The sequence below is a fragment of the Desulfovibrio sp. genome (genome assembly GCF_035644575.1).
Taxonomy (GTDB): Bacteria; Desulfobacterota; Desulfovibrionia; order Desulfovibrionales; family Desulfovibrionaceae; genus Desulfovibrio.
In genome coordinates this window covers 19,174-40,403 of sequence record NZ_DASQOG010000007.1, presented here as the reverse complement: position 1 = coordinate 40,403, position 21,230 = coordinate 19,174, and the positions used below count along the sequence as shown (strand labels likewise).

Genomic DNA, 21,230 nt, shown 5'->3' with positions numbered 1-21,230 from the left:
CCCACCGTAGCAGGACATGACTATGAACATGGAAAATCCACAGCACAAAGCAATTCTTGAAGCCCTGAAGTCGGGCGAAAATGACGCGATTCGCGACGCGGCATTCAGCGCTGGCGATCAGGGCCTCCAGGATGCCGTTCCCATGCTCTGCGAACATATCAAAAGCCCAAGTGTGGGCGTACAGGAAGCAGCGGAATACGCCCTGCGCAAAATTCGCGGGCCGCAGGTGGTTGTTGCTCTGCTGCCGCTCCTGAGCAGCGACGAAGCCCCCGTGCGCAACGTGGCCATGGACATTCTGCGCGAAATCGGCTCGGACAGCATTGAGAGCATTCAGCCCTACCTGCAGCACGACGATGCAGATCTGCGGATATTTATCACAGATATTCTGGGATACTGCCGCACGCATCAGTCTTGCCTGCTGCTCTGCCGCGCCCTGCTCAAAGATCCGGAAGTTAACGTGCGTTATCAGGCTGCTGTGAGCCTTGGCACACTGGCTTTTCCCGAAGCCGTCAACTCCCTGTGCCAGGCCATGCACGATGAAGAATGGGTGCAGTTTGCCGTGGTGGAAGCCCTTGCGAAAATCAAGGACTACTCCGCCGCCAGCGCCCTTGTGAAACTGCTTTCCCAGGCCTCGTCCCTTGTGAGTTCGGCCATTGTGGACGCCCTTGGCGATATGGGCGATGTAAAATCCATTCCCCTGCTCTTCAGTTCGCTTGAAAATGTTCGCGAAGCCCTGCGCCACAAGATTGTCAAAGCTATCGTGCAGATTCTCAATGGGCGCGGCTTGTCGCTGCTGGCTGGCAAATCGCAGGAGAGGCTGCGTTCCTACCTGCTCGACGCCCTTACAGACAATGATGAAGACATTTTGCTGGCCTCCCTGCAAGGCCTGAGCGCCATCGGCTCGGACGCGTGCACCGAAGACATCATCAACATGGCCGCCACCCTCGACAGGGAACGCCAGGATGAACTCTATGAAGCCGCCATCAAGGCCATAGCCGCCATCGGCTACAATGACTCCGTGCGCGATGCCCTGAACAGCGTTGATGAATCGCGCACCCTGCTGGCAATGGAGGCCTGTCATCTTATGGCAGACCGCCGTTGCGTGCCTGATCTCAAGAATATTTTCTGGGATGCCAGCCCGGAACTGCAACGCATGGCAGCAGCGGAACTGGCCCAGCTAGGCGACTGCGCCGACTCTCCGTTCTTTATAACCATCATGAATGATTCAGAAGACGCAGAGGTTCTCAAGAGCGCACTGGTCTTCTTTGGCAACCAGCCCACCTGCCCTGACGTGGAAGATCTTGTCTTCGCCCAGCTGGATCACCGCTATGTGGACGTTAAGGAAATGGCGCTGGAAGCTTGCATCAACCTGCACAGCGCCAAGCTGAACGAACGCTTTAAGGAGCGCGCCAAGAGCGAAGACCCCATGCAGCGCATGATGGCCGTATACGCCCTTGGACGTTACGGCATTCTGGAAAATCTGCCTGAAATAACGGCAGCGCTTGAAGATGAATCACCCCGTACACGGCAAGTGGCGGTGGAATCCTTCCTGAGTCTCGGCGAGCAGACCGAGGAATACCTGCCCCTGCTGCTGCCCCGCCTTTCAGATGAAGACAAGGATGTTCGCCTTGCAGTAATTGACCTGCTTGGGCAGATCGCTTCCCCAACTGTGCTGCCCTATATTCTCAATGGGCTTGATGACGAAAACGAATGGGTTCGCATTCGCGCCGTTGATTCGCTGGGCATGCACAAGGTTGCCAATGCCGTTCCGCAACTGGCGCAAATGCTTGAGAGTTCAAGCCCCATGGTGGCCCTCAAAATTATTGAGGCTCTTGGTAAGATCGGCGGCAATGTGGCCTTTAGCGTGCTGCTGGGTTTGATGAATCATGAAGACCCAGATATCCAGCATGCGGCAGAAGAAGCGGTGGCAACGATCCAGGCCGAACAGGAGTAGGTATGTCTCAGCCCCCTACGTTATTTCCCAAAAGCCCGCTCGGCTCTGCCCAGAATAGCGGCAACGGCTCATCTGCTGGCGGCGCGGCTACCCCCGCAGAGCAACGTCCACGGCTTGGCGTGACGCCAACGCCCGGGGCAGCGCCGGCCGCTCCGGCTGCCAAACCCGCTGCGCCCGCTCCGGCCTCGCCATTCAGGACGACGGCTCCGGCCCCTGCAAGCCCGGCGCAAGGCGCAGGCCTGACAGGTTCTGCATTCCGCACACCTGCGGGTGCAGGCGCTGGCACGGGTTTGGGGGGCACATCGCCAGCAGGCGGCTCCACCAGCCCCGTTGCGCCTGCAGCAACGCGCCCGCCCCTTGGACAATCTGGAATTGGTCAATCCGGTCTTGGTCAGGCTGCAAGCGGTCTGTCTGGTACGGCAACTCGGCCTCCTCTCGGGCAAACTGGCCTTGGACAATCAGGGCTAGGCCAGTCAGGTCTCGGGCAAACAGCACGGCCCCCGTTGGGGTCTGCCCTGCCCCCGCGCACTGCAAACCCCGCGCCTGCTGCGGGCGGTTTTGGAGCCACACGGCCCACGCAAACCGCACCAGCAACCAGCGCCATGCGCCCGCCGCTCACCCCGGCTGCGGCTTTTCGCTCGCCCACGCAAGCGACAGACAACGCCCGCGCAGCATCGCCCTTCCGCAAGGATTTGCAGATATCTGACGAAGAATTTCTGCAACTGCGAGATTTCATCTATCAGCAGTGCGGTATTTTCATTGCTGAAAACAGAAAGTACCTTGTTGAAAACCGGCTTTCAAACCGCATCAAGGAGCTGAACCTCAAAAGTTACAGCGACTATTACAACTTTCTGCGCTTTGACGGCAGCCGCCGCACAGAGCTTACCAAGCTTTTTGAAGTGGTGACAACCAACGAAACAAGCTTTTTCCGCAATCCGCCGCAGCTTGAAGTTTTTCAAAAAAGTGTGCTGCCCGACATTCTTGACCAGTGCCGCAAGGCCGGGCGCAAAAAGCTGCGTATCTGGTCGGCTGGCTGTTCCACGGGCGAAGAACCCTACACGCTTGCCATCATATTGTGTGAGGTTCTGAAAAGCGAATTGTCCAGCTGGGACATCAAGATCACAGCAAACGACCTTTCCGAGGCCGTGTTGGCCGCTGCCCGTCGGGGTGTTTACAACGATTACGCCCTGCGCACGACACCCAAGGAAATTGTGGACGCCTACTTTATCAAGGAAGACACGCAGTACAGGGTCAAGCCGGAACTGAAATCGCTCATTTCCTTTGGGCCCATTAACCTCAATGAGAGGGAACAGCTCAAGCGCATTGAAAAATCGCAGATTGTTTTCTGCCGCAACGTTATCATCTACTTTGACGATGAAATGAAGCGCAAGGTCATCAACGCCTTTTACGACAATCTTGAAATCAACGGCGCTCTGCTTATCGGGCACTCCGAATCCCTGCACAACATCAGCCGCGCGTTCCAGCTTGAACACCACAAGGGAACCATTGTTTACAGAAAAATGAGCTGATGCTGATACCATGTGTGCAAAAGTTCTGGCTATTGCCAATCAAAAAGGGGGCGTCGGCAAGACCACGACATCCATTTCGCTGAGCAGCGCGCTTGCCCGCATGGGGAAAAAAGTTCTTGTTCTTGATCTTGACCCCCATGCCTGCGCCACGCTGCATGCGAGAATATACCCCGAGGGCATCACTTGCAGCCTGCACGATCTTTTTCTTGCGCAGGAAGATGCCTGGCCCGTGATCTGGCCCGATCTTATCCATGTGCAGGCGCTGCCGGGAATGGACGTGGCGCCGGGGAGCATACGGCTTTCAGAGCTTGAAGTTGACTTTCGCGAGCGCCAGGCCAAGGGAAGCGTGCTCCTCCGCAGCCTCACGCATGTGCGCGATGAATACGATTACATAGTTCTGGATTGTCCGCCCCATGTGGGCATTCTGCTGGTCAATGCACTGGTTGCCGCAGACCTGCTGATAATTCCGATCCAGACAGATTTTCTGGCCTTGCACGGGCTCAAGCTGCTGTTTGATACGCTGCACACGTTGAACAAGGCCCTGGGCAGGCCCGTACGCTACCGGGCGGTGCCCACCATGTACGACAGAAGAGCAAAAGCCTGCACACGGGTGCTTGAACTGATGCGGCGCAAAATGGGGCAATCCATGTTTTCAACGGTCATTGGGGTGGACACGCACTTTCGCGAGGCCAGCGCCCAGGGGTGCACCATTTATGATATCGACGCCCGCTCAAAGGGTGCGCTCGGGTATAATTCGCTTGCAGAAGAAGTGGTAAAGCTATGGTAAAAACGCCCGAAGAGTACTTTGCAGACCAGTGCCTGGCCGTGCCTCAGGCGGCAGACGCAACGCTGAGCGCTGCGGAACAGGCCTTTGTGCAAAAATATCTGGGCAGCGATGCGTTGCAGACCATGCCGGTGCTTGAGCCGGAACAGGTGATGGCTGGCGCAGCAGGAGAAGCAAAAGACCATGCACGCCCTGCCCTTCACGGCGGGCATGCAGAGGCGGAAACCGCCCATCCTTCCTTGCGCACGCGGCTTGCGGCAGAAGAACAGGTACAGATGGTTTCGTTCTATGTGCGCGAACAGGTTTTTTTGCTGCCAGTACCGGTAATTGTTGAGGTGCTGCGCTACATGCCGCTGACCCGGCTGCCCATGGCCCCGCCCTTTATTGCTGGCGTTGTCAACTTGCGCGGCAAGGTTACGCCACTGCTGCACCTGGATGCATTGCTGACCACAGACCAGACAAAGCGCTATACAGAAAAAAGCTTTATTATTGTTTGCGGCACAGAAGATATGCAGCTTGGTCTCATTATCGACAAAATACATACCATGTACATGGTTTCAAAAGACAGCATCAGCTGGAACATTGAGGCGCAACTCGGCGAGGGGGCAGATTTTCTGTGCGGCCTCGCCAATATCAAGGAACGCCTCCACGGCATTATCGACCCGGAACTGATTGTCGACAAACTTATTGAAGTCTGATCGCCTGGCCAGTTTGAAAAGCATACGGTCTGACTTGCCAATAGTCTGAATAATCTCTAGAGTTCGGTGAAATTTTGTACGGCAGCCAACAACAGACGGACAGGATCACCTATGAAAAAACATATTATGGTCGTAGACGACTCCAAGACTATCCGTAACCTGGTAGCCTTTGTTCTCAAGGGCGAAGGTTTCAAGGTCAGCACAGCCGAGGACGGCCTTGACGCTATTGAAAAGCTTTACAGCCTTGAGCCGGTCGACCTGATTGTTTCGGACGTGAACATGCCCCGCATGGACGGCTTCACGTTTATCAAGACCATCCGCGCTCAGGATGCCTATAAGGATATTCCTATTATTGTCCTTTCAACCGAAGGGCAGGAAAAGGACATCCAGACCGGCATGAGCCTTGGCGCCAACCTGTACATGGTAAAACCGGCGCAGCCTGAAAAAATGGTCCGTAATATAAAGATGCTTCTGGGATAGCCGATAAGAAAGACAGTATGTGTCCAATTCGGGCAATAGTGTGCTTTCAGCCATATAAAGGTACAGGTTATGAGCCAGGAATTTTTTGATCCGGAACTTTTCGCCGATTTTATCGCGGAAGCCAAAGAACATCTCGAAACCATCGAGCCTAACCTTCTTGAGCTTGAGAAGGCGCCGGACAATCTTGCTCTGCTGAATGATATCTTTCGGCCCATGCACTCCCTCAAGGGCGCATCGGGTTTTCTGGGGCTGAACCGCATCAATCAGCTTGCGCACAAGTCTGAGAATATTCTGGACGAACTGCGCAAGGGCACCATGGTTGTGACCTCGGAGATCATGGATGTCATTCTGGCATCCACCGATGCCCTGCGCCAGATGATCGACAATCTTGAATCCACCAACGCAGAAGGCGAAGTGGAGATTGGGCACATCATGGCTCAGATCGATGCCATCATGGCTGGCGAAACAGCGCCGCAGCCTGTGGCGGCTGAGCCTGAAGCAGCGCCGCAACCAGAAGAAGAGATTGTCGAACCTGCCTCTGTTGTTGAAGAACCTGCCACCAGTGATGAACTGCCCACGGCGGATGAAGCTGCTGAAGCGTACAGCGAAAGCAGCAACGATGACGCAGCCGACACCCCTGCACCTACCGACGGCAACGAAGAAGAGTTTCCGGCCATGTCTGGCAAGGATTGGGTGCAGACGCTGCCCGATCTGCCTACGTATACCCTCACCGCCTTTGGCGAAGGGCACCTGAAAGATTTTATCGATGAGTCCAACGACACCATCGAAAACCTCACAAGCTCCTTGCTGGATCTGGAAGAAAATCCCGTTGGCCGTGATGAACTGGTCAACGATATTTTCCGGTTTTTCCACAACATGAAGGGCAACAGCGGCATTATCGGCTACAGCGAACTGAATTCGCTCACGCACGAAGCAGAAACCCTGCTCAACAATGTCCGCCAGGGCAAGATCACGCCCACCCACGAGCTGATCGACCTTCTGCTTCTTGTGGTTGACGTGCTGGAAGCCCTAGTGCAGCGCATCAATATTGAAGCGGGTTCAGCCACTCCTTTCAACATTTCTCCCGTGGTCAAACAGCTTCAGGAAGCGCAGACAGGCGGCCCCATTTCGCTGCCGCAGGAACTTCTTGATGCTCAGGCCAGCCAGAACGGCAACGGCGGGCACGATGCTGTTGAAAACCAGGAAGACGCAGAGCAGGAGACCAGCGAGCAGGAAGCCCCTGCCGCCGCAGAACCCCACGCTCCGGTTGAAGTGGTCACGCCGACATTTTTTGCCGTTGGCGCTGAAAACGACGATACCGAGGCCTTTCGCGTCACGGTGCGCCAGCAGTTTGAAATTATTCATGCCGCCCTGGAAACTCTCAAGAAAGACGGCAGCCACAAAGATTCCATTGATGCCCTGTACCGCTGCCTGATTGCGGTCAAGAACGCCTGCGCCTTCATGGAATTTGAAGACATCAAGGTTTACGCCGAGCGCACGGCTGGCATAGTGGATCAGGGGCGCATCAGCGGCATTGACTTTGAATTGATGGTTGGCCTGCTGGATCAGGAAGTTTCCATCATCAAGGATATGGTTCAGCTTGCGCTGGACGGCCCGGCCAAGGCCGCCACCCCGGCGGCTGCGCCTGCTGCGGCTCCCAGCCCGGCCTCGCCCCCGGCGGACGAAAAGCCTGCAGGATCTGGAGCCGAGACCAAGGCTGAACCCAAGGCCGAAAAAGAACAGGCCGCCCCGGCTCCCGCAGCCCCGGTCAGCTCTGCAGCGCCGAGCGCGCCTGCGGCGGCTCCGGCTGCCCCAAAGCAGGATGCCCCGGCTCCCAAGCCCGCCGAACCTGCCAAACCGGCGGCTCCGGCTGCGGCAAAGCCCGCAGCGCCCGCAAAACCAGCGGCACCAGCAGCCAAGCCCGCTGCACCTGCAAAACCTGCTGCGCCGGCTGCGGCAAAGCCTGCGGCGCAAGCTGCGGCTCCGGCTGCCGAGAACCACAAGGGTTCTTCCACCATCCGCGTTGACCATGAGCGTCTTGACCACCTGATGAATCTCATTGGCGAACTCATCATCAACCGTAACAGGTACACCCTCATCGCCCGTTCGCTTGAAGACACCGGGCATGACGTGGATATTTCTCAGGTCGCCCAGAGCCTTTCTGAAACCACCTACGCCATGGCGCGCATTTCTGACGATCTGCAAGACACCATCATGAAGGTGCGCATGGTTCCGGTTTCTTCGGTCTTTTCCCGCTTCCCCCGGCTGGTGCGCGACCTATCGCGCAAAAGCGGCAAGGAAGTGGATCTGGTCATGGAAGGTGAAGAAACGGAACTGGACAAGAGCGTTGTTGAAGTCATCGGCGATCCGCTTGTCCACCTTATCCGTAACTCTGTTGACCACGGTATTGAACCTGAAGACCAGCGCCTCGCTGCGGGCAAGCCCGCCAAGGGCAAGGTTGTGCTGCGCGCCTTCCACAAGGGCAACTCTGTCGCCATTGAAATTGAAGACGACGGCAAGGGCATTGACCCCGCAAAAATGCGCGAAGTTGCCATCCGCAAGGGCGTCATCACGCCCGAGGAAGCAGCGCAGCTTGATGACCGCGAATCGCTGGAGCTCATCTTTGCCCCCGGTTTCTCCTCGGCTGAAAAAATCACTGATATTTCAGGCCGTGGTGTGGGCATGGACGTGGTGCGCACCAACATCAAGAACCTCAAGGGCAGCGTGAGCACGTATTCAGAGGTGGGCAAGGGCACTCGCTTCACCTTGAGCCTGCCCCTGACCCTGGCTATCATTGACGCGCTTATGGTCAATGTTTCCGGTCAGATGTATGCCATCCCCCTTGATGCAGTTTCTGAAACCACCAAGATTGAAGCTGAACGCCTCACGGATGTGAAGGGACGCAAGGCCGTAACCCTGCGCGGCGAAGTGCTTGGTGTTGTGGAGCTTTCAGAAATGCTGGGCCTGCCCCGCACCGATCCTTTGCCAGATGTGCTTTCCGTGGTTGTCATCCACGACAACGATCGCCGCCTGGGCCTTGTGGTCGATCGGCTTCTGGAGCGGCAGGAAATCGTTATCAAACCCCTTGGCGCGTATCTTGGCGACCTCAAGGGTATTTCGGGCGCAACCATCATGGGCGATGGTTCGGTCATCCTGATTCTTGACCCGCACGAAATATACATACTGGCAACCTCCAAGGCCCCTTCCATCGGCGCTGGGGGCGAACAGGGCAAACAGCCGGTTTCAGTGAGAATGTAACGCTACAGGGGGGCCACAAGGCCCCCCTTTTCCATTGGAGACGCTGCACGGCTAACTGTGCCGTTTTTCAGCCAGCGTCGCTACGCCGCACCTGCCACAAAAGGATAAAGCCATGCTGGAACTGTTGAGCAACCGCCGCAGCATACGCAAATTCACCGATCAAGCCGTAAGCGATGAACATCTGGAAAAACTGCTTTCGGCCGGGCTGTTGGCCCCTTCGTCAAAGGATACCCGCCCGGTGGAACTGGTGGCCGTGAGGGACAAGGCTGTTATTGCCGCGCTGGCAGATTGTCGTGATTCAGGCACCATGCCCCTGCGCACAGCCCCTCTGGTGCTGGCTGTGGTGGCCGATACCGATAAATCGGACGTGTGGGTTGAAAATGCCTCCATTGTTGCCATCCTGGTGCAACTGGAAGTGGAGCGTCTGGGCCTTGGCTCCACATGGGTGCAGATGCGCCTGCGCACCAACGGCGCTGCTTCCGCCGAGGCAGAAGTAAGAAAAACACTTGGCATTCCTAGTCATTATGGCGTACTTTGCCTCGTGGCCATTGGGCACAAGGACGAAGTAAAAAAACCACGGGAGCTTGATGCGTCTGACTGGGCGCGTACTCACCGGGATTACTTCCGAGTTGCACAGTAACCAGATCATGCAGATTGGCTTGAAAAATTGCGTTTTTCCAGAGCGTTAAGGTCTGCCCGGCTCAATGATGGGCTGGCAAACCCGCACTTGAAGCGCAGTCGCCTTTTTTTGAGAAATTTTCTTGCCTTTCCATGCTGCATGAGCTATATGACCTTTTCGCGCGGTTATGCCCACATGCAACGCTGTCATTTTTCGGCGCGGGCTTTGTTCTTGCCGCATTTGAATTGAACTATTTTTTTGCATATACGGAGGAATGTATGAGCAAGGAATGCATCTTTTGCGGCAAAAAGCCCCAGGTCGGCAATCTTGTGAGCCACTCCAACATTAAGACCAAGCGCCGCTTCAATCCCAATTTGCAGCGCGTGCGTCACCAGTTCCCCGACGGCAGCGTGCGGACCCTTTCCGTTTGCACCCGTTGCCTGCGCTCTGGCGTTGTTGTTAAGCCCACGGTGCGTAAGCAGGCCTAACTGACCTTCTTTTGCAGCTTTAAGCCCCGACAGGTTTCTGCCGGGGCTTTTTTGCATATGCGCACAATTCCGCCAAGAATTTTTGCCTTTTCGCGCAACTGGCGCGCCCGCCGCAGGCCCAACAGCCTGCCTCTCGACTGGCGTCCGGTTGCCAGCCTGCAAGGCACCGCGGGTTACGCCCGCTTTCGTGAATGGCTGCTTGTGCTCAATGCCTGCAACATCCCGCACCAGACCGTCCAGATGAACGGCAGGGAATACATTTATGTGCCCGCGCTGTTTGAAAACATTGCCCTCATGGAACTGGGGGACTTTGCACGCGAAAACGCCGCACCAGTTGCCCTACCCCCGCCGCTGCGAGTTTTTCCTCACGCCTACGTGGCAATACTGGCGCTGCTGCCGCTTATTCTCTGGCACGGCTGGCGCGTGGGCTGGTGGCCTGTTCCCGCCGTACTGCCTCCGCCAGACATGTGGAGCAGCGCGGGCATTCTTGACGCCGTGCGGGTGCGCGTTTTCAACGAATGGTACAGAACCGTCACCGCGCTTACCCTCCATGCCAGCCTTACCCACCTTTGCGGCAACATAGCCTTCGGGGCTATATTTATGACCCTGCTGGCCCGCATGACAGGCGTTGGCAGAGCCTTGTGGCTCACCCTGCTTGGGGGCGCACTGGGCAATGCCCTGACCGTGCTGTTGCGGCCCCGCCCGGTTTTGAGCATGGGATTTTCCACAGCACTGTTTGCCAGCATTGGGGCTATTTCCGGCTACATGGCCTGCCAGCAGCAAGGCAAACGCAAGGCCATGCTGCCAGTGGCTGCCGCAGCCGCCTTGCTGGCAATGCTCGGCACAGAAGGCGAAAATACCGACTATGCCGCGCATCTGGCCGGGCTTGGCTGTGGGCTGGCGCTGGGCGCGTTTGAAGCCTGGCAGGTGCGAAACTGCCGCAAGAGGCTGAACCAGTGGACGGCGGGGGCACTCACGGCCCTGATCTGCACCGCTGCATGGTGGTGGGCCTTTGCCGTCATGCGCAACTGACTGAGCAAAAAAAGATCCTGACGTGAACACGCACATCAGGATCATGATTTCAGTCTGTATTTTTTAATCGCCGCATATCTGCCCAAATCAGAGCAGACCAGCGCCTTCTCTCGCCACTATCTTTCCGCCAGACCTGCTCCCATCCTCTGTATACCAGCCCTGAGCCGCGCGGCAACACTGTTCCTGCAGCAAGCGCCTGATTCAGACCGCATTGCCGCCCTTGCTCAGCTTGTGCAGCGTGCGCCCAAGCGGCGCTTCGCGGTGGAAAAGAAGCAGGGGCAGTATGGCCCCGATGGCCAGAGCGCACATGATAAAAAATGCGGTGAGTCCGTTGTAGACAACGCTGACAAGCACAGTCTGGCCCTGAGGCGTCCCGGCTGTGTTGAGAAACTGCAAGGTAGCCAGAATGGCCTTATAGGCAAACATGCCGGGAATCATGGGCAACAGCGCGGGGAACACAAACATTTCCGCCGGGGTATGGCAGCGGCGCGCGATGGGCATGCTGCAAAAGGAAATAATCAACCCGGCGCAGAGCGATGCGCTGGCAATCCCCATACTGGCCTGCAACAGTAAAAAACGGCTCATATGACCAGTGGCGGCAAGCAGGCCAGCCATGACGGCTATCCGCTTGGTGGGCCGCGATATGGCCGCAAAGCCTACTGCGGCAACAGCTGCAAGCGCTCCGTCCGCAAGACAGTCAACCAGCATCATAGCGAATCCACCCCCATCAGCAGCATGGTTGTAGCCAGCCCCAGAGCAATGCAGATAATGAGCGTGCTGGCCTGAATCAGCCGCGAAACGCCCATAAGCACATGCCCGTCAAGAATATCCAGCATGGCGTTGATCAGGGGGATGCCGGGGATGAGAAACAGCACGCTTGCAGCCATGCCCGTTTGCGGCGTGTTGCCCAGATGCAGCAGCACGCCCAACGACGCTACTAGAGAAGCCGCGAACGAGCAGAGAAAAAACGTGACCTTCAGGTCAAGGCCCCAGTGCAGCAGTTTCTGCCGCAGATAAAAGCCCAGAAAGGTTGCGCAGAAAACCAGCCCCATAGCCACCATATCGCCGTTGAACAATCCACAAAAAGCGGCATTGGCGCAGGCCACAAGAAAACGCAGCAGCACGGGATTAAGCGTGGGCACCGCGCAGATGGCGCTGAAATGCTCGCGCGCCGTGGCAAGACTGAGGTTTTCATCGGCAATGCTCCAGCTCAGGGCATTGAGCGCCGCCACCCGCTGAAAATTGGGCGCACCAGACACTATGGAGCTGACCGCAGTGCGGCGCTCCGCCGGAATGCCCCCTTCGGCTGGCTTGATGACCGAAAGCATGAGGTGCTTGGGAAATATGGCCAGTTCCACCTCAAAACCATATGCTTGTGCAATGCGGCAGGCGGTGCGGTCTACTCGGGAAGTCTGCCCGCCCGCCGCAAGCAATGTGGAAGCATAAACCTGTATGAACTCAATAAGCTCTTTGGCAGTCAGAACGCTATGTTCTGTTCCGCAAGCGGCGTCGGCCTTCTCGGTACTGGCCTCTGCCTCGCCCGCAACAGTCAAATCCGCCGCCAATGCAGACAGCGTATTCAGACCGCCCTGCCCGTTTTGCAAACCCATAAACTAGATCCCGCTTTCATTATCAAGAAAAACCCAGTGCAGCATGCGCTTGTGAACCCGCAAACGGTATTCTGCCTGTTGCACCAACAGTGAGGCCTTGCTGGCCAGAATGGAATCGTCAACACGAATCGCCGCTATGGGCGAAGCACTCAGCATAAGATGCGCGTCATGCGCCGCCTTGGCGAGCAGTTCCGGCGTCACGCTCCAGCTTTCGCGCTCTTCGTCCGTCAGGCCGCTACGGCAGCCCGCAAAAACATAGTTGGCACCGCGCACAGCTTCTTCCACATTTTCCACAATGGTAATACGCGACCCGTAGCGCTCCGCAGCATCCTTGAGCGGCGCGGGGTCCACGCGGGACGGCACGGCAATGCGGAGTGAAAAGGGAAACCATGCCGTTGCCGCCATCAATGAATGCAGCGTGCCGTTGACGCATCCCAGCCAGCCGCAGGTCACGCCGTCAAGATAGCGCGAATTGCGCAACATGCAGGCGATGTCGGCCAGCGCATGCGCCGGGTGCGCATCCGGGCTGCCAGCATTGATAAGCGGGAAGCGCAGGCACGATGCCTCCATGTCCCACCCGCCCACGGGCATGCCGTACATGTACATGCAGTCAATGTAGTAGCTGAAAACGGGCAGGAGCTGTTCCTGATAATCATTCATTTCATTGCGCCAGCTGCCCCGGCTGCCCTCGTACACCACAGCTCCGCCCATTTGCCGCACAGCGGCAGAAACGCAAAGTCGCTCGGGCAGGGAGTGCTGCGAAAACATCAGCAGGGCCACGCGCTGGGCCATAAAGTCTGTTTGCAGCTTCGGTTCCGGCATGCCCAATGCCTGCTGCACCAGCAGCCAGGACGCCTTTTCACCAAGACTCTTGATATTTAAAATATGTCTTGCCATAGATCCTCCGTGACGGTCGTCACATACAGCATCTTGAGCCCGCGATACTGTTCTATCAATGCGTGAAAATTCTGTCCAGCAAAGCACAAAAAGCAACAGGCATCACAACCCCTTATGTGCTTTTTGCGAAACAAACTTTTAACATGCTGAAAAAAAAGAGAATAGTGGATCTTGTCGCATTAATACCCATTGAATACTTGTGATTTAATCCACTTTTCAGCTACAGTACGGGTGCCCGCTTGCAGGGCCCACAGGAGCATACATGAGAGCATTCATTTTTGATCTGGATGGAACACTGGTTGACAGCCTGGAAGACATTGGTCAGGCCTGCAACGATATTTTGGCCAGTCACGGCTATCCAGTCCACCCCTTGCCAGCGTACAGGTTCTATGTGGGCCGAGGCTTTCACAAACTTGTGAATGACGCCCTCCCCGAGGGTGAAGCAGCAAAGCTTTCTTCAGACCAGCTGGCAGCGTTGATTGCAGAGGCCCGCGCCCGCTATGGCGAAAACATGTGCGTGCGCACCAAGCCCTATGCTGGAATCACCGAGGCGCTGCACACACTGGCAGCTGACGGCCACGCCCTGGCCGTCCTTTCCAACAAGCCGGACGACCTCACGGTTGAACTGGTGCGCCGCTACTTTCCTGATGTGCCGTTTACCCTTGTGCGCGGCGGCAGGGAGGGGGTACCCCTCAAGCCGGAGCCGGACGCCCCGCTCGACATGCTGCGGCACATGGACTTTTTGCCCGAACGCAGCTTTTACGTGGGCGACAGCAACGTGGATATCTTCACCGCCCGCAACGCGGGCATGATCTCAATCGGCGTGGCCTGGGGATTTCGCGGCGCGGACGAACTGCGCGCAGCTCAGGCCGATCATGTCATCGATTCCCCCGTGGCGCTGACGCGCCTGGCAAAGGAGGCATAATATGAAACGTCCCATCATTGAGATTGACGAAGAAAAGTGCAACGGCTGCGGGCAATGCGTACTCGACTGCGCCGAAGGCGCGCTTGCCATCATTGACGGCAAGGCCAAACTTGTCAGCGATGTTTACTGCGATGGCCTCGGCGCGTGTCTGAACTGCCCCGAGGGCGCGCTGCGCCTTGTGGAAAGGGAAGCGCCCGAATTTGATGAAGAAGCGGCCCTTGCCGCCAAGGCAAAAAGGGACGGGATCGCCCAGCCCCACCGCCCGCACGGCGGCGGCTGCCCCGGCAGCATGGCGCGCACGTTCACCCCGCTGACCGGCGGCCCAACAACCATGGCACCCGCCGGATCGCAAGACCTGCGGGCCCAGGTGCCCACCTGGCCCATCCAGTTGCGGCTGGTTCCGCCCACAGCGCCCTATCTGCGCGGGGCCAACATCCTGCTGGCCGCCCATTGCGCAGGCTTTGCCCTGCCCAATCTGCATACGGACTGGATGCGCGCGCGCGTGCCCATCATTGCCTGCCCCAAGCTTGAAGACAATGAAGTGCTGGTCGAAAGGCTCACAGCCATCATCAAACAGGGCGGCATTGCGGGCATTACCGTACTGCGCATGAGCGTACCCTGCTGCGGCGGGCTGGACAGGCTGGCGCACCGCGCCATTGAGGCCGCAGGCAGCACCTTGACCCCGGAGACGCATATTGTACAATTGTAGTCACCTTACAAGAAGTATACATGGGCAAGAAATGCCCATGTAGGAAATACCTAAAGTCCGCCTTGACAAAACATAGTGTAATGCTATGTTTTAGGGGCGGGCTTTTATTAACTGAGATTTTGCCCAAAAACCGTAACCCGCAGACGGGCCGTAAGGGGCAGTGAACGCACTGCCAGGTAAGACTGCTTTGCTGTAAAGGATCATCGACATGCCCATCAAGATTCCTGCTGATCTTCCCGCCTGTGCAGCGCTTGAGAGCGAAAACATCTTTGTGATGACGGAAGATCGCGCTGTCCAGCAGGACATTCGTCCGCTAGAAATAGCCATCGTCAACCTCATGCCCACCAAGATTGCCACAGAAACACAGTTGCTGCGGCTTTTGAGTAATTCGCCCCTCCAGGTCAACATCACCCTGCTGCGCACAGAAGCTCACGAATCCAAAAACACTCCCGCACAGCATCTTGAGCGTTTTTACAAGACATTTTCAGAAATTCGCCACGGCAGCTTTGACGGCATGATCGTGACCGGCGCTCCGGTGGAACATCTCCCCTTTGAAGATGTGGACTACTGGCACGAACTGCTGGACATCATGACCTTTGCCCAAAGCCGCGTGTACTCCACCCTGTACATCTGCTGGGCGGCGCAGGCGGCCCTGTACCATTTTTACGGTATCCCCAAGTACGCCCTGCCTGCCAAGGTTTCCGGCGTGTTCCAGCACGACATTTTGCAGCCAGGATGCCGCCTGTTCAGCGGCTTTGACGATACCTTTGCCGCGCCCCATTCGCGCCATACGGAAGTTCGCGCCGAGGATGTGAGCAAACAGTCCGTGCTGCGCATTCTTGCCGAATCGCCAGAAGCCGGGCTTGCCCTGGTTGAGAGCCGCGATCACTCGCAGGTTTTCATGACCGGGCACCTTGAGTACGACAGGGGCACCCTGGATGCGGAATTCCGCCGCGATCAGGAACGGGGCATGAGTCCCATACCGCCCAGCAACTACTATCCCGGCAACGACCCCAGCCGTCTGCCCAACATGAACTGGCGGGCGCACGCGCACCTGTTCTACTGCAACTGGCTTAACTACTACGTTTACCAGGAAACGCCCTTCAGCCTTACTGCCATTGCCCGTGACCGGCAGGGCAAGTAAGAGTTCATAATCCTGAACCCCTACAGGATACGAGGATGCCTATGCGATTTTCTACCAGAACCCGTTACGGATTGCGCTTTTTGCTGCGTCTGGCGGCCCAGCCCCAGGGATCTCTTTTGCAACTGGGGCAGGTTGCCCGTGAAGAAAACATCTCATCGGGCTATCTGGAACAGATAGTGCGGGCACTGCGCCCCATGGGCATTTTGCGTGCTGTGCGCGGTTCTGGCGGCGGATACTCACTTGCCAAATCGCCAGCAGATATTAACATTGAAGAAGTCTTTCAGCATCTTGAGGGTGAAATTTCCCCTGTGCGCTGTCTGAGCAAGGGCCGCCATTGTCAACGCGAATCCCACTGCTCCACCCGGGGCTTCTGGACAGAACTGGACGGGCACATCCGCTCCTTCCTGCAAAAGCGCACCTTGCAGGAAATCATAGACTCAGAGAAATGCTCCGTAACGGGAGGCAATCATGTGGAATTACACTGAAGCAGTACACGACCACTTTCTGCGTCCGCACAATGTGGGTCCCCTTGAAGGCGCCAACGCCATCGGCGAAGTGGGCAGCCTGACATGCGGCGACGCCCTTAAGCTATATCTCAAGATCAACGACCAGCACATCATTGAAGACGCCAGCTTTGAAACCTTTGGTTGCGCCAGCGCCATTGCCTCAAGCTCTGTGCTGACCGACATGGTCAAGGGCATGTCTGTTGAAGACGCGCTCAAGATCACCAACAAGGACATCACCAACGCTTTGGGCGGCCTGCCCAAGCAGAAGATGCACTGCTCCGTCATGGGCCAGGAGGCGCTTGAAGCTGCCATCCGCCAGTGGAAGGGCGAACCGCCCGTACCCCACGCCCACGAAGACGGCAAGCTGGTGTGTAAGTGCTTTGGCATCACGGATGCCCAGATTATCCGCGCCATCACCGAAAACGGCCTCAAGACCGTTGAAGAGATCACCAACTACACCAAGGCGGGCGGCGCATGCGGCGAATGCCTTGATGAAATCGCCGAAATTCTGGCTGGTCAGCTCAAGCAGAAGCCCCTGGTCGAGCTCAAGCCCAAGCCGCGTCTCACCAACGTGCAGCGCATGCAGAAGGTGCTCAAGACCATTGACGAAGAAATCCGCCCCCAGCTTGCTGCTGACGGCGGCGATATTGAACTGGTGGATGTGGACGGTCTGCGCGTTGTGGTCTCCCTGCGCGGCCGCTGCGCCCAGTGCCGTTCGAGCGAAGTGACCATCCGCGATCTGGTGCAGCGTCTGCTGCGCGAACATGTTGAAGCCGACATCGTGGTTGAGGAGGCCTAACCGCCATGAAAACCATCTATCTTGACAACAACGCCACCACGGCTGTTGCGCCTGAAGTACGCGATGCCATTCTGCCCTATCTGAACGAGCTGTACGGCAACCCTTCAAGCATGCACACCTTTGGCGGTCAGGTGGCCGATGCAGTAGAAACAGCCCGTGAGCAGATGGCCAGTCTGCTGGGCGCAAACCCGGACGAAATCATCTTTACCTCCTGCGGATCAGAGAGCGACAACGCCGCCATCTGGTCGGCCATCCAGACCCAGCCTGAAAAGCGCCACCTCATCACCACCCGCGTGGAACACCCCGCCGTGCTCAGCGTCATGCAGCACTGGGAACGCCAAGGTTACCGGGTAACCTACCTTGGCGTGGACAACAAGGGACGCCTTGACCTGGACGAGTACGCAGCCGCCCTCACGCCCGATACGGCGCTGGCATCCATCATGTTTGCCAACAATGAAGTGGGCAATATCTATCCCATCCAGCGCATGGCTGAAATGGCCAGCGAGCGCGGCGTACTGTTCCATACGGATGCCGTGCAGGCCGTGGGCAAAACGCCCATCGACCTTGCCCATCTGCCTGCGGACATGCTTTCGCTCTCCGGCCACAAGCTGCACGCCCCCAAGGGGATTGGCGTGCTGTATGTGCGCAAGGGCGTGCGCTTCCGTCCGTTTTTGCGGGGCGGCCATCAGGAACGGGGACGCCGTGCGGGTACGGAAAATGTGCCCTACATCGCAGGGCTTGGCGCAGCGGCTCAGCTTGCCATTGCGCACATGCAGGAAGAACGCGTCAGCGTGGCCTTGCTGCGCGACAGGCTTGAACAGGGCCTGCTTGAACGTATCCCCGACTGCATGGTGAACGGCGATGTGGATAACCGCCTGCCCAACACCACCAATATTGCATTTAAAAACGTGGAAGGCGAAGCCATCCTGCTCATGCTCGACAGGCTCGGCATCTGCGCAAGCTCCGGGTCTGCCTGCACATCTGGCAGCCTTGAACCTTCGCATGTGCTGCGCGCCATGGGTGTGCCCTTTACATTCGCCCACGGCTCCATCCGCCTTTCCCTCTCCCGCTACACCACGCAGGAAGAAGTGGACTTTGTCATCCAGAACTTCCCTGATGTCATCAAGACCCTGCGCATGATTTCTCCCTTCAAGGATTAATCCTGTTCAAGCAGCAGTTGGCGCAGATTCAATGCCTGTAGATTATGTGCCGCACTCATCCGGGTGCGGCACATTTACATCTGCGGCAAAAATTTTGCGAGATTGCAACATACGGCTCTTGTTGCACCCATGACACAAAAAAGTGCTCTTTCTTCCGGTCTCTGTCCAAATGAGCCTATTGCCTCCGGGGGCCGGTTGTCCTATTATTTTACTTTGAATATCTGTTCCGATTGGTGAGAGTGAGGTTTCATGCGTTCAATTCGCCTTTTTGATCTGCTGATGGGTTTTTCGCGTGCGCTGGACATGGTTACGCCGCTTCTTGCCGGACACCATCTGCGGGTTGCCTTTTTGAGCCAGGTTATTGCCGAACGCATGCGGTTATCCCGCACCACGCGCAAGTACATGCTAATGGCCAGCATGCTGCACGATATTGGAGCAGTGCCACTCAAAAGTGATACGCGCGACCTCATATTTGAGCGCAACAAGGCCCTGCACTGCCGGGCTGGCTGGGCATTTTGCAAAACAGCCGGGCTGCCCCGGCCTGTGTGCGACATGGTACTGCATCACCATACGGAATGGTGCAGTTATGAGGCATCCGACCAGCACGCACTGCCAGCCAACTGCATCCACCTGGCTGACCGGGTTGATGTGGCCCTGCGCGGCAAGCAGGCTTCTGACCTGCACAGCATCTGCCTCACACTACAGGCAAGAGACAGGGAATACGCCCCAGCTTGCCTTGAAGCGCTGGCCACATTGGCTCATGACGCGGAAATTTCAGCAATTCTGTGTAGCCACAAGCGCATGGAAGAATACCTGGCTACGGCATTTGGCTCTGTGATTCTTGGCCCGGTGCAGCTTGTGGAACTGTGCGGCCTTTTTTCGCAAACTATTGACTCCAAAAGCCCCTTTACCGCCACCCACTCCCTTGGCGTGGCCTATACGGCGCGCATGCTGCTCAGGCTGACCCGCATGGCCGATGCCGACGATCTCACAACCATGTTTGTGGCCGGTCTGCTGCACGACATTGGCAAACTCGCGGTGCCGCTCGAAATCCTGGAAAAACCAGCGGCGCTCACGCCTGACGAAGTGCAGGAAATTCAAAAGCACGCTGAAATCAGCATGGATTTGCTGGGTTCCATACCCGGTTTTACCTGCGTGCGGGAATGGGGAGGCAGACACCACGAACGCATTGACGGCACAGGCTATCCTCACAATATCGAAGGAAGCAGCCTGACGCTTCCTGTGCGTATCATCGCTGTGGCGGATGTATTTACAGCCCTCACAGAAGACCGCCCCTACCGAAACGGCATGCCTCTGGCCGAAGCCATGAGAATCATCGCATCCATGGCGGAACTCGGCTATCTGGACAACGGAGTGGTAGCGCTCCTGGCCGATAATGTGCTACGCGTCAACAAAGAGCGCATACGCGCCCAGCGCAAGGCCGCAGCAAACTTTGTGGTTATGCGCAGGCTGTGCGATGAGGCGGCAAAGGCTGCCAGGCAACCTTGAACTGGGTAGCCATACCCGCTGACGGGGGGAATCATGGGCGTTCCAATCATTTTTCTGATTATTGCTCCCTTGGCTGGCATTATCGCCATGCAGCTCACCCCGCCCTTTTCCCGGCTTGCTGTTGTCCTCTCCCTGATTTTTTCCTTCTGTGGCCTTGTGCTGCTCTACCGCTACCTTCTGCTTCCCTTGCGCACATTCGTAGCTGCCCTCGCGCAGCCAGGCTGCGCTGAAATCCCGTCCATACCCACGGCCTGCGATATTGTGCGCGCTCTGGAAGACAGCCTCAATGCCAGAGAAGCCACACTTCGCCACGATCTTGCCGAGGCGCGCGAAACAGCAGACAAACTCCGGCAGGAAATTCAGGAACTGCGCGAAAGGCGCGTTGTGGACATGCAGACGCAGCAGACGGTCCTTGAGGCGTTACGCAAAGCCCAATCTGAATTGAATGATCTGGCTATTGCTGCTGATGCGGACAGTGGGCTGCCTGTGGACCGCCCGCACATCAGGGAGCAAATTCTTGACCTTTCTGCGGTGCTGCACCATAGCGAATGCATATTGCTGCACGCCAGCCAGCTTTTGGGTACAGCTGACACTGACAATGATGCAGCAGTTACTACGCTTGCAGAGGCTTTCCCCTGGGATAGCCGTTACAACACGAACATTCCTGTCATTGACGGCCAGCACAAGCTCTTGCTTTCGTACATCAACAAGCTGCACCGTGGCATGCAGAAGGGCTGCGATAAAAAGCTGCTGCTGGAAATTCTTGATGATCTGACGGGCTATGCCTTCAGCCATTTTGCCACAGAAGAAATATTCTTCAGCCGCACGGCTTATCCGCTCACGGCACGACACATTGAAGTGCACCATGGTTTCAGAAAAACAGTGACAGAACTCAGGGAGGCAGTGCTTGACGACAAGGCCTTTATTGATATTGCCCTGCTGGAATACCTGAAGACCTGGCTGGTGGATCATATACAGCAGATGGATGTGGGTTTTGCCTCCTATGTGATCGGCACAAACCCCACACCAGAGCAGTAAGCCTTCTGCAGCCACCCCCCAATAAAAAACCCCGCTTAAAGCGGGGAACAGACGTGACCGGCAAAACAACCTGTCAGGACTCGCAAAAAGT

The 21,230-nt window shown here is 57.0% G+C and carries 20 protein-coding genes; 17 read left to right on the top strand and 3 right to left on the bottom strand.

Going from position 1 to position 21,230, the window contains the following annotated elements:
- Nucleotides 1-22: 22 nt before the first annotated feature.
- The 9 genes from VEZ52_RS00350 (at nucleotide 23) to VEZ52_RS00310 (ending at nucleotide 10,842) form a co-directional block, all read left to right on the top strand.
- The gene (locus VEZ52_RS00350) at nucleotides 23-1,954 is read left to right on the top strand and encodes a HEAT repeat domain-containing protein (protein ID WP_324835041.1); all 1,932 of its coding nucleotides are present in this window, start codon (nucleotides 23-25) and stop codon (nucleotides 1,952-1,954) included.
- Nucleotides 1,955-2,646: 692 nt separating this feature from the next.
- Nucleotides 2,647-3,483 (top strand): CheR family methyltransferase, encoded by an 837-nt coding sequence (locus VEZ52_RS00345; RefSeq protein WP_298997542.1) that lies wholly within the window; start codon nucleotides 2,647-2,649, stop codon nucleotides 3,481-3,483.
- Between the two features lie 10 nt (nucleotides 3,484-3,493).
- Nucleotides 3,494-4,270: a ParA family protein gene (locus VEZ52_RS00340; RefSeq protein ID WP_324835040.1), complete on the top strand. Its 777-nt coding sequence runs from the start codon at nucleotides 3,494-3,496 to the stop codon at nucleotides 4,268-4,270.
- Nucleotides 4,264-4,965, top strand: coding sequence for a chemotaxis protein CheW (locus tag VEZ52_RS00335; protein WP_324835039.1), 702 nt, complete (start codon nucleotides 4,264-4,266; stop codon nucleotides 4,963-4,965). Before VEZ52_RS00340 ends, VEZ52_RS00335 begins: the two co-directional genes overlap by 7 nt.
- 111 nt (nucleotides 4,966-5,076) lie before the next feature.
- Nucleotides 5,077-5,445: a response regulator gene (locus VEZ52_RS00330; RefSeq protein WP_022658680.1), complete on the top strand. Its 369-nt coding sequence runs from the start codon at nucleotides 5,077-5,079 to the stop codon at nucleotides 5,443-5,445.
- 69 nt (nucleotides 5,446-5,514) lie between these two features.
- Entirely contained in the window at nucleotides 5,515-8,703 is a 3,189-nt protein-coding gene (locus VEZ52_RS00325) for a chemotaxis protein CheA (RefSeq protein ID WP_324835038.1), read from the top strand.
- 112 nt (nucleotides 8,704-8,815) lie between these two features.
- Nucleotides 8,816-9,343, top strand: coding sequence for a nitroreductase family protein (locus VEZ52_RS00320; protein WP_324835037.1), 528 nt, complete (start codon nucleotides 8,816-8,818; stop codon nucleotides 9,341-9,343).
- A gap of 257 nt (nucleotides 9,344-9,600) precedes the next feature.
- Nucleotides 9,601-9,810, top strand: a complete 210-nt coding sequence (rpmB, locus tag VEZ52_RS00315) for a 50S ribosomal protein L28 (RefSeq protein ID WP_027180796.1) — start codon at nucleotides 9,601-9,603, stop codon at nucleotides 9,808-9,810.
- 57 nt (nucleotides 9,811-9,867) lie between these two features.
- On the top strand, nucleotides 9,868-10,842 hold the full coding sequence (locus tag VEZ52_RS00310) for a rhomboid family intramembrane serine protease (RefSeq protein WP_324835036.1): 975 nt from the start codon (nucleotides 9,868-9,870) through the stop codon (nucleotides 10,840-10,842).
- 201 nt (nucleotides 10,843-11,043) lie between these two features.
- Here the strand turns inward: VEZ52_RS00310 and VEZ52_RS00305 are convergent, their stop codons facing one another.
- The 3 genes from VEZ52_RS00305 to VEZ52_RS00295 are packed head-to-tail and all read right to left on the bottom strand — an operon-like array spanning nucleotide 11,044 to nucleotide 13,349.
- On the bottom strand, nucleotides 11,044-11,553 hold the full coding sequence (locus VEZ52_RS00305; RefSeq protein WP_324835035.1) for a threonine/serine exporter family protein: 510 nt from the start codon (nucleotides 11,551-11,553) through the stop codon (nucleotides 11,044-11,046).
- The gene (locus VEZ52_RS00300) at nucleotides 11,550-12,452 is read right to left on the bottom strand and encodes a threonine/serine exporter family protein (RefSeq protein ID WP_324835034.1); all 903 of its coding nucleotides are present in this window, start codon (nucleotides 12,450-12,452) and stop codon (nucleotides 11,550-11,552) included. Before VEZ52_RS00300 ends, VEZ52_RS00305 begins: the two co-directional genes overlap by 4 nt.
- Before the next feature lie 3 nt (nucleotides 12,453-12,455).
- Nucleotides 12,456-13,349, bottom strand: a complete 894-nt coding sequence (locus tag VEZ52_RS00295; RefSeq protein WP_324835033.1) for an ornithine carbamoyltransferase — start codon at nucleotides 13,347-13,349, stop codon at nucleotides 12,456-12,458.
- Between the two features lie 262 nt (nucleotides 13,350-13,611).
- On the opposite strand from VEZ52_RS00295, the gene VEZ52_RS00290 reads away from it, so the two are divergent.
- The 8 genes from VEZ52_RS00290 (at nucleotide 13,612) to VEZ52_RS00255 (ending at nucleotide 21,139) form a co-directional block, all read left to right on the top strand.
- Nucleotides 13,612-14,274: an HAD family hydrolase gene (locus tag VEZ52_RS00290; protein ID WP_324835032.1), complete on the top strand. Its 663-nt coding sequence runs from the start codon at nucleotides 13,612-13,614 to the stop codon at nucleotides 14,272-14,274.
- A gap of 1 nt (nucleotide 14,275) precedes the next feature.
- The gene (locus VEZ52_RS00285; protein ID WP_324835031.1) at nucleotides 14,276-14,983 is read left to right on the top strand and encodes an ATP-binding protein; all 708 of its coding nucleotides are present in this window, start codon (nucleotides 14,276-14,278) and stop codon (nucleotides 14,981-14,983) included.
- Nucleotides 14,984-15,191: 208 nt separating this feature from the next.
- Nucleotides 15,192-16,127 (top strand): homoserine O-acetyltransferase MetA, encoded by a 936-nt coding sequence (gene metA / locus VEZ52_RS00280; protein ID WP_324835030.1) that lies wholly within the window; start codon nucleotides 15,192-15,194, stop codon nucleotides 16,125-16,127.
- Between the two features lie 41 nt (nucleotides 16,128-16,168).
- On the top strand, nucleotides 16,169-16,612 hold the full coding sequence (locus tag VEZ52_RS00275; RefSeq protein ID WP_297147990.1) for an RrF2 family transcriptional regulator: 444 nt from the start codon (nucleotides 16,169-16,171) through the stop codon (nucleotides 16,610-16,612).
- Nucleotides 16,596-17,432, top strand: coding sequence for a Fe-S cluster assembly protein NifU (gene nifU, locus VEZ52_RS00270; protein WP_297147991.1), 837 nt, complete (start codon nucleotides 16,596-16,598; stop codon nucleotides 17,430-17,432). Before VEZ52_RS00275 ends, nifU begins: the two co-directional genes overlap by 17 nt.
- Before the next feature lie 5 nt (nucleotides 17,433-17,437).
- Nucleotides 17,438-18,592, top strand: coding sequence for a cysteine desulfurase NifS (gene nifS / locus VEZ52_RS00265; RefSeq protein ID WP_324835029.1), 1,155 nt, complete (start codon nucleotides 17,438-17,440; stop codon nucleotides 18,590-18,592).
- Between the two features lie 249 nt (nucleotides 18,593-18,841).
- Nucleotides 18,842-20,101 (top strand): HD-GYP domain-containing protein, encoded by a 1,260-nt coding sequence (locus VEZ52_RS00260; RefSeq protein WP_324835028.1) that lies wholly within the window; start codon nucleotides 18,842-18,844, stop codon nucleotides 20,099-20,101.
- Between the two features lie 33 nt (nucleotides 20,102-20,134).
- On the top strand, nucleotides 20,135-21,139 hold the full coding sequence (locus tag VEZ52_RS00255; RefSeq protein ID WP_324835027.1) for a bacteriohemerythrin: 1,005 nt from the start codon (nucleotides 20,135-20,137) through the stop codon (nucleotides 21,137-21,139).
- Nucleotides 21,140-21,230 lie beyond the last annotated feature (91 nt).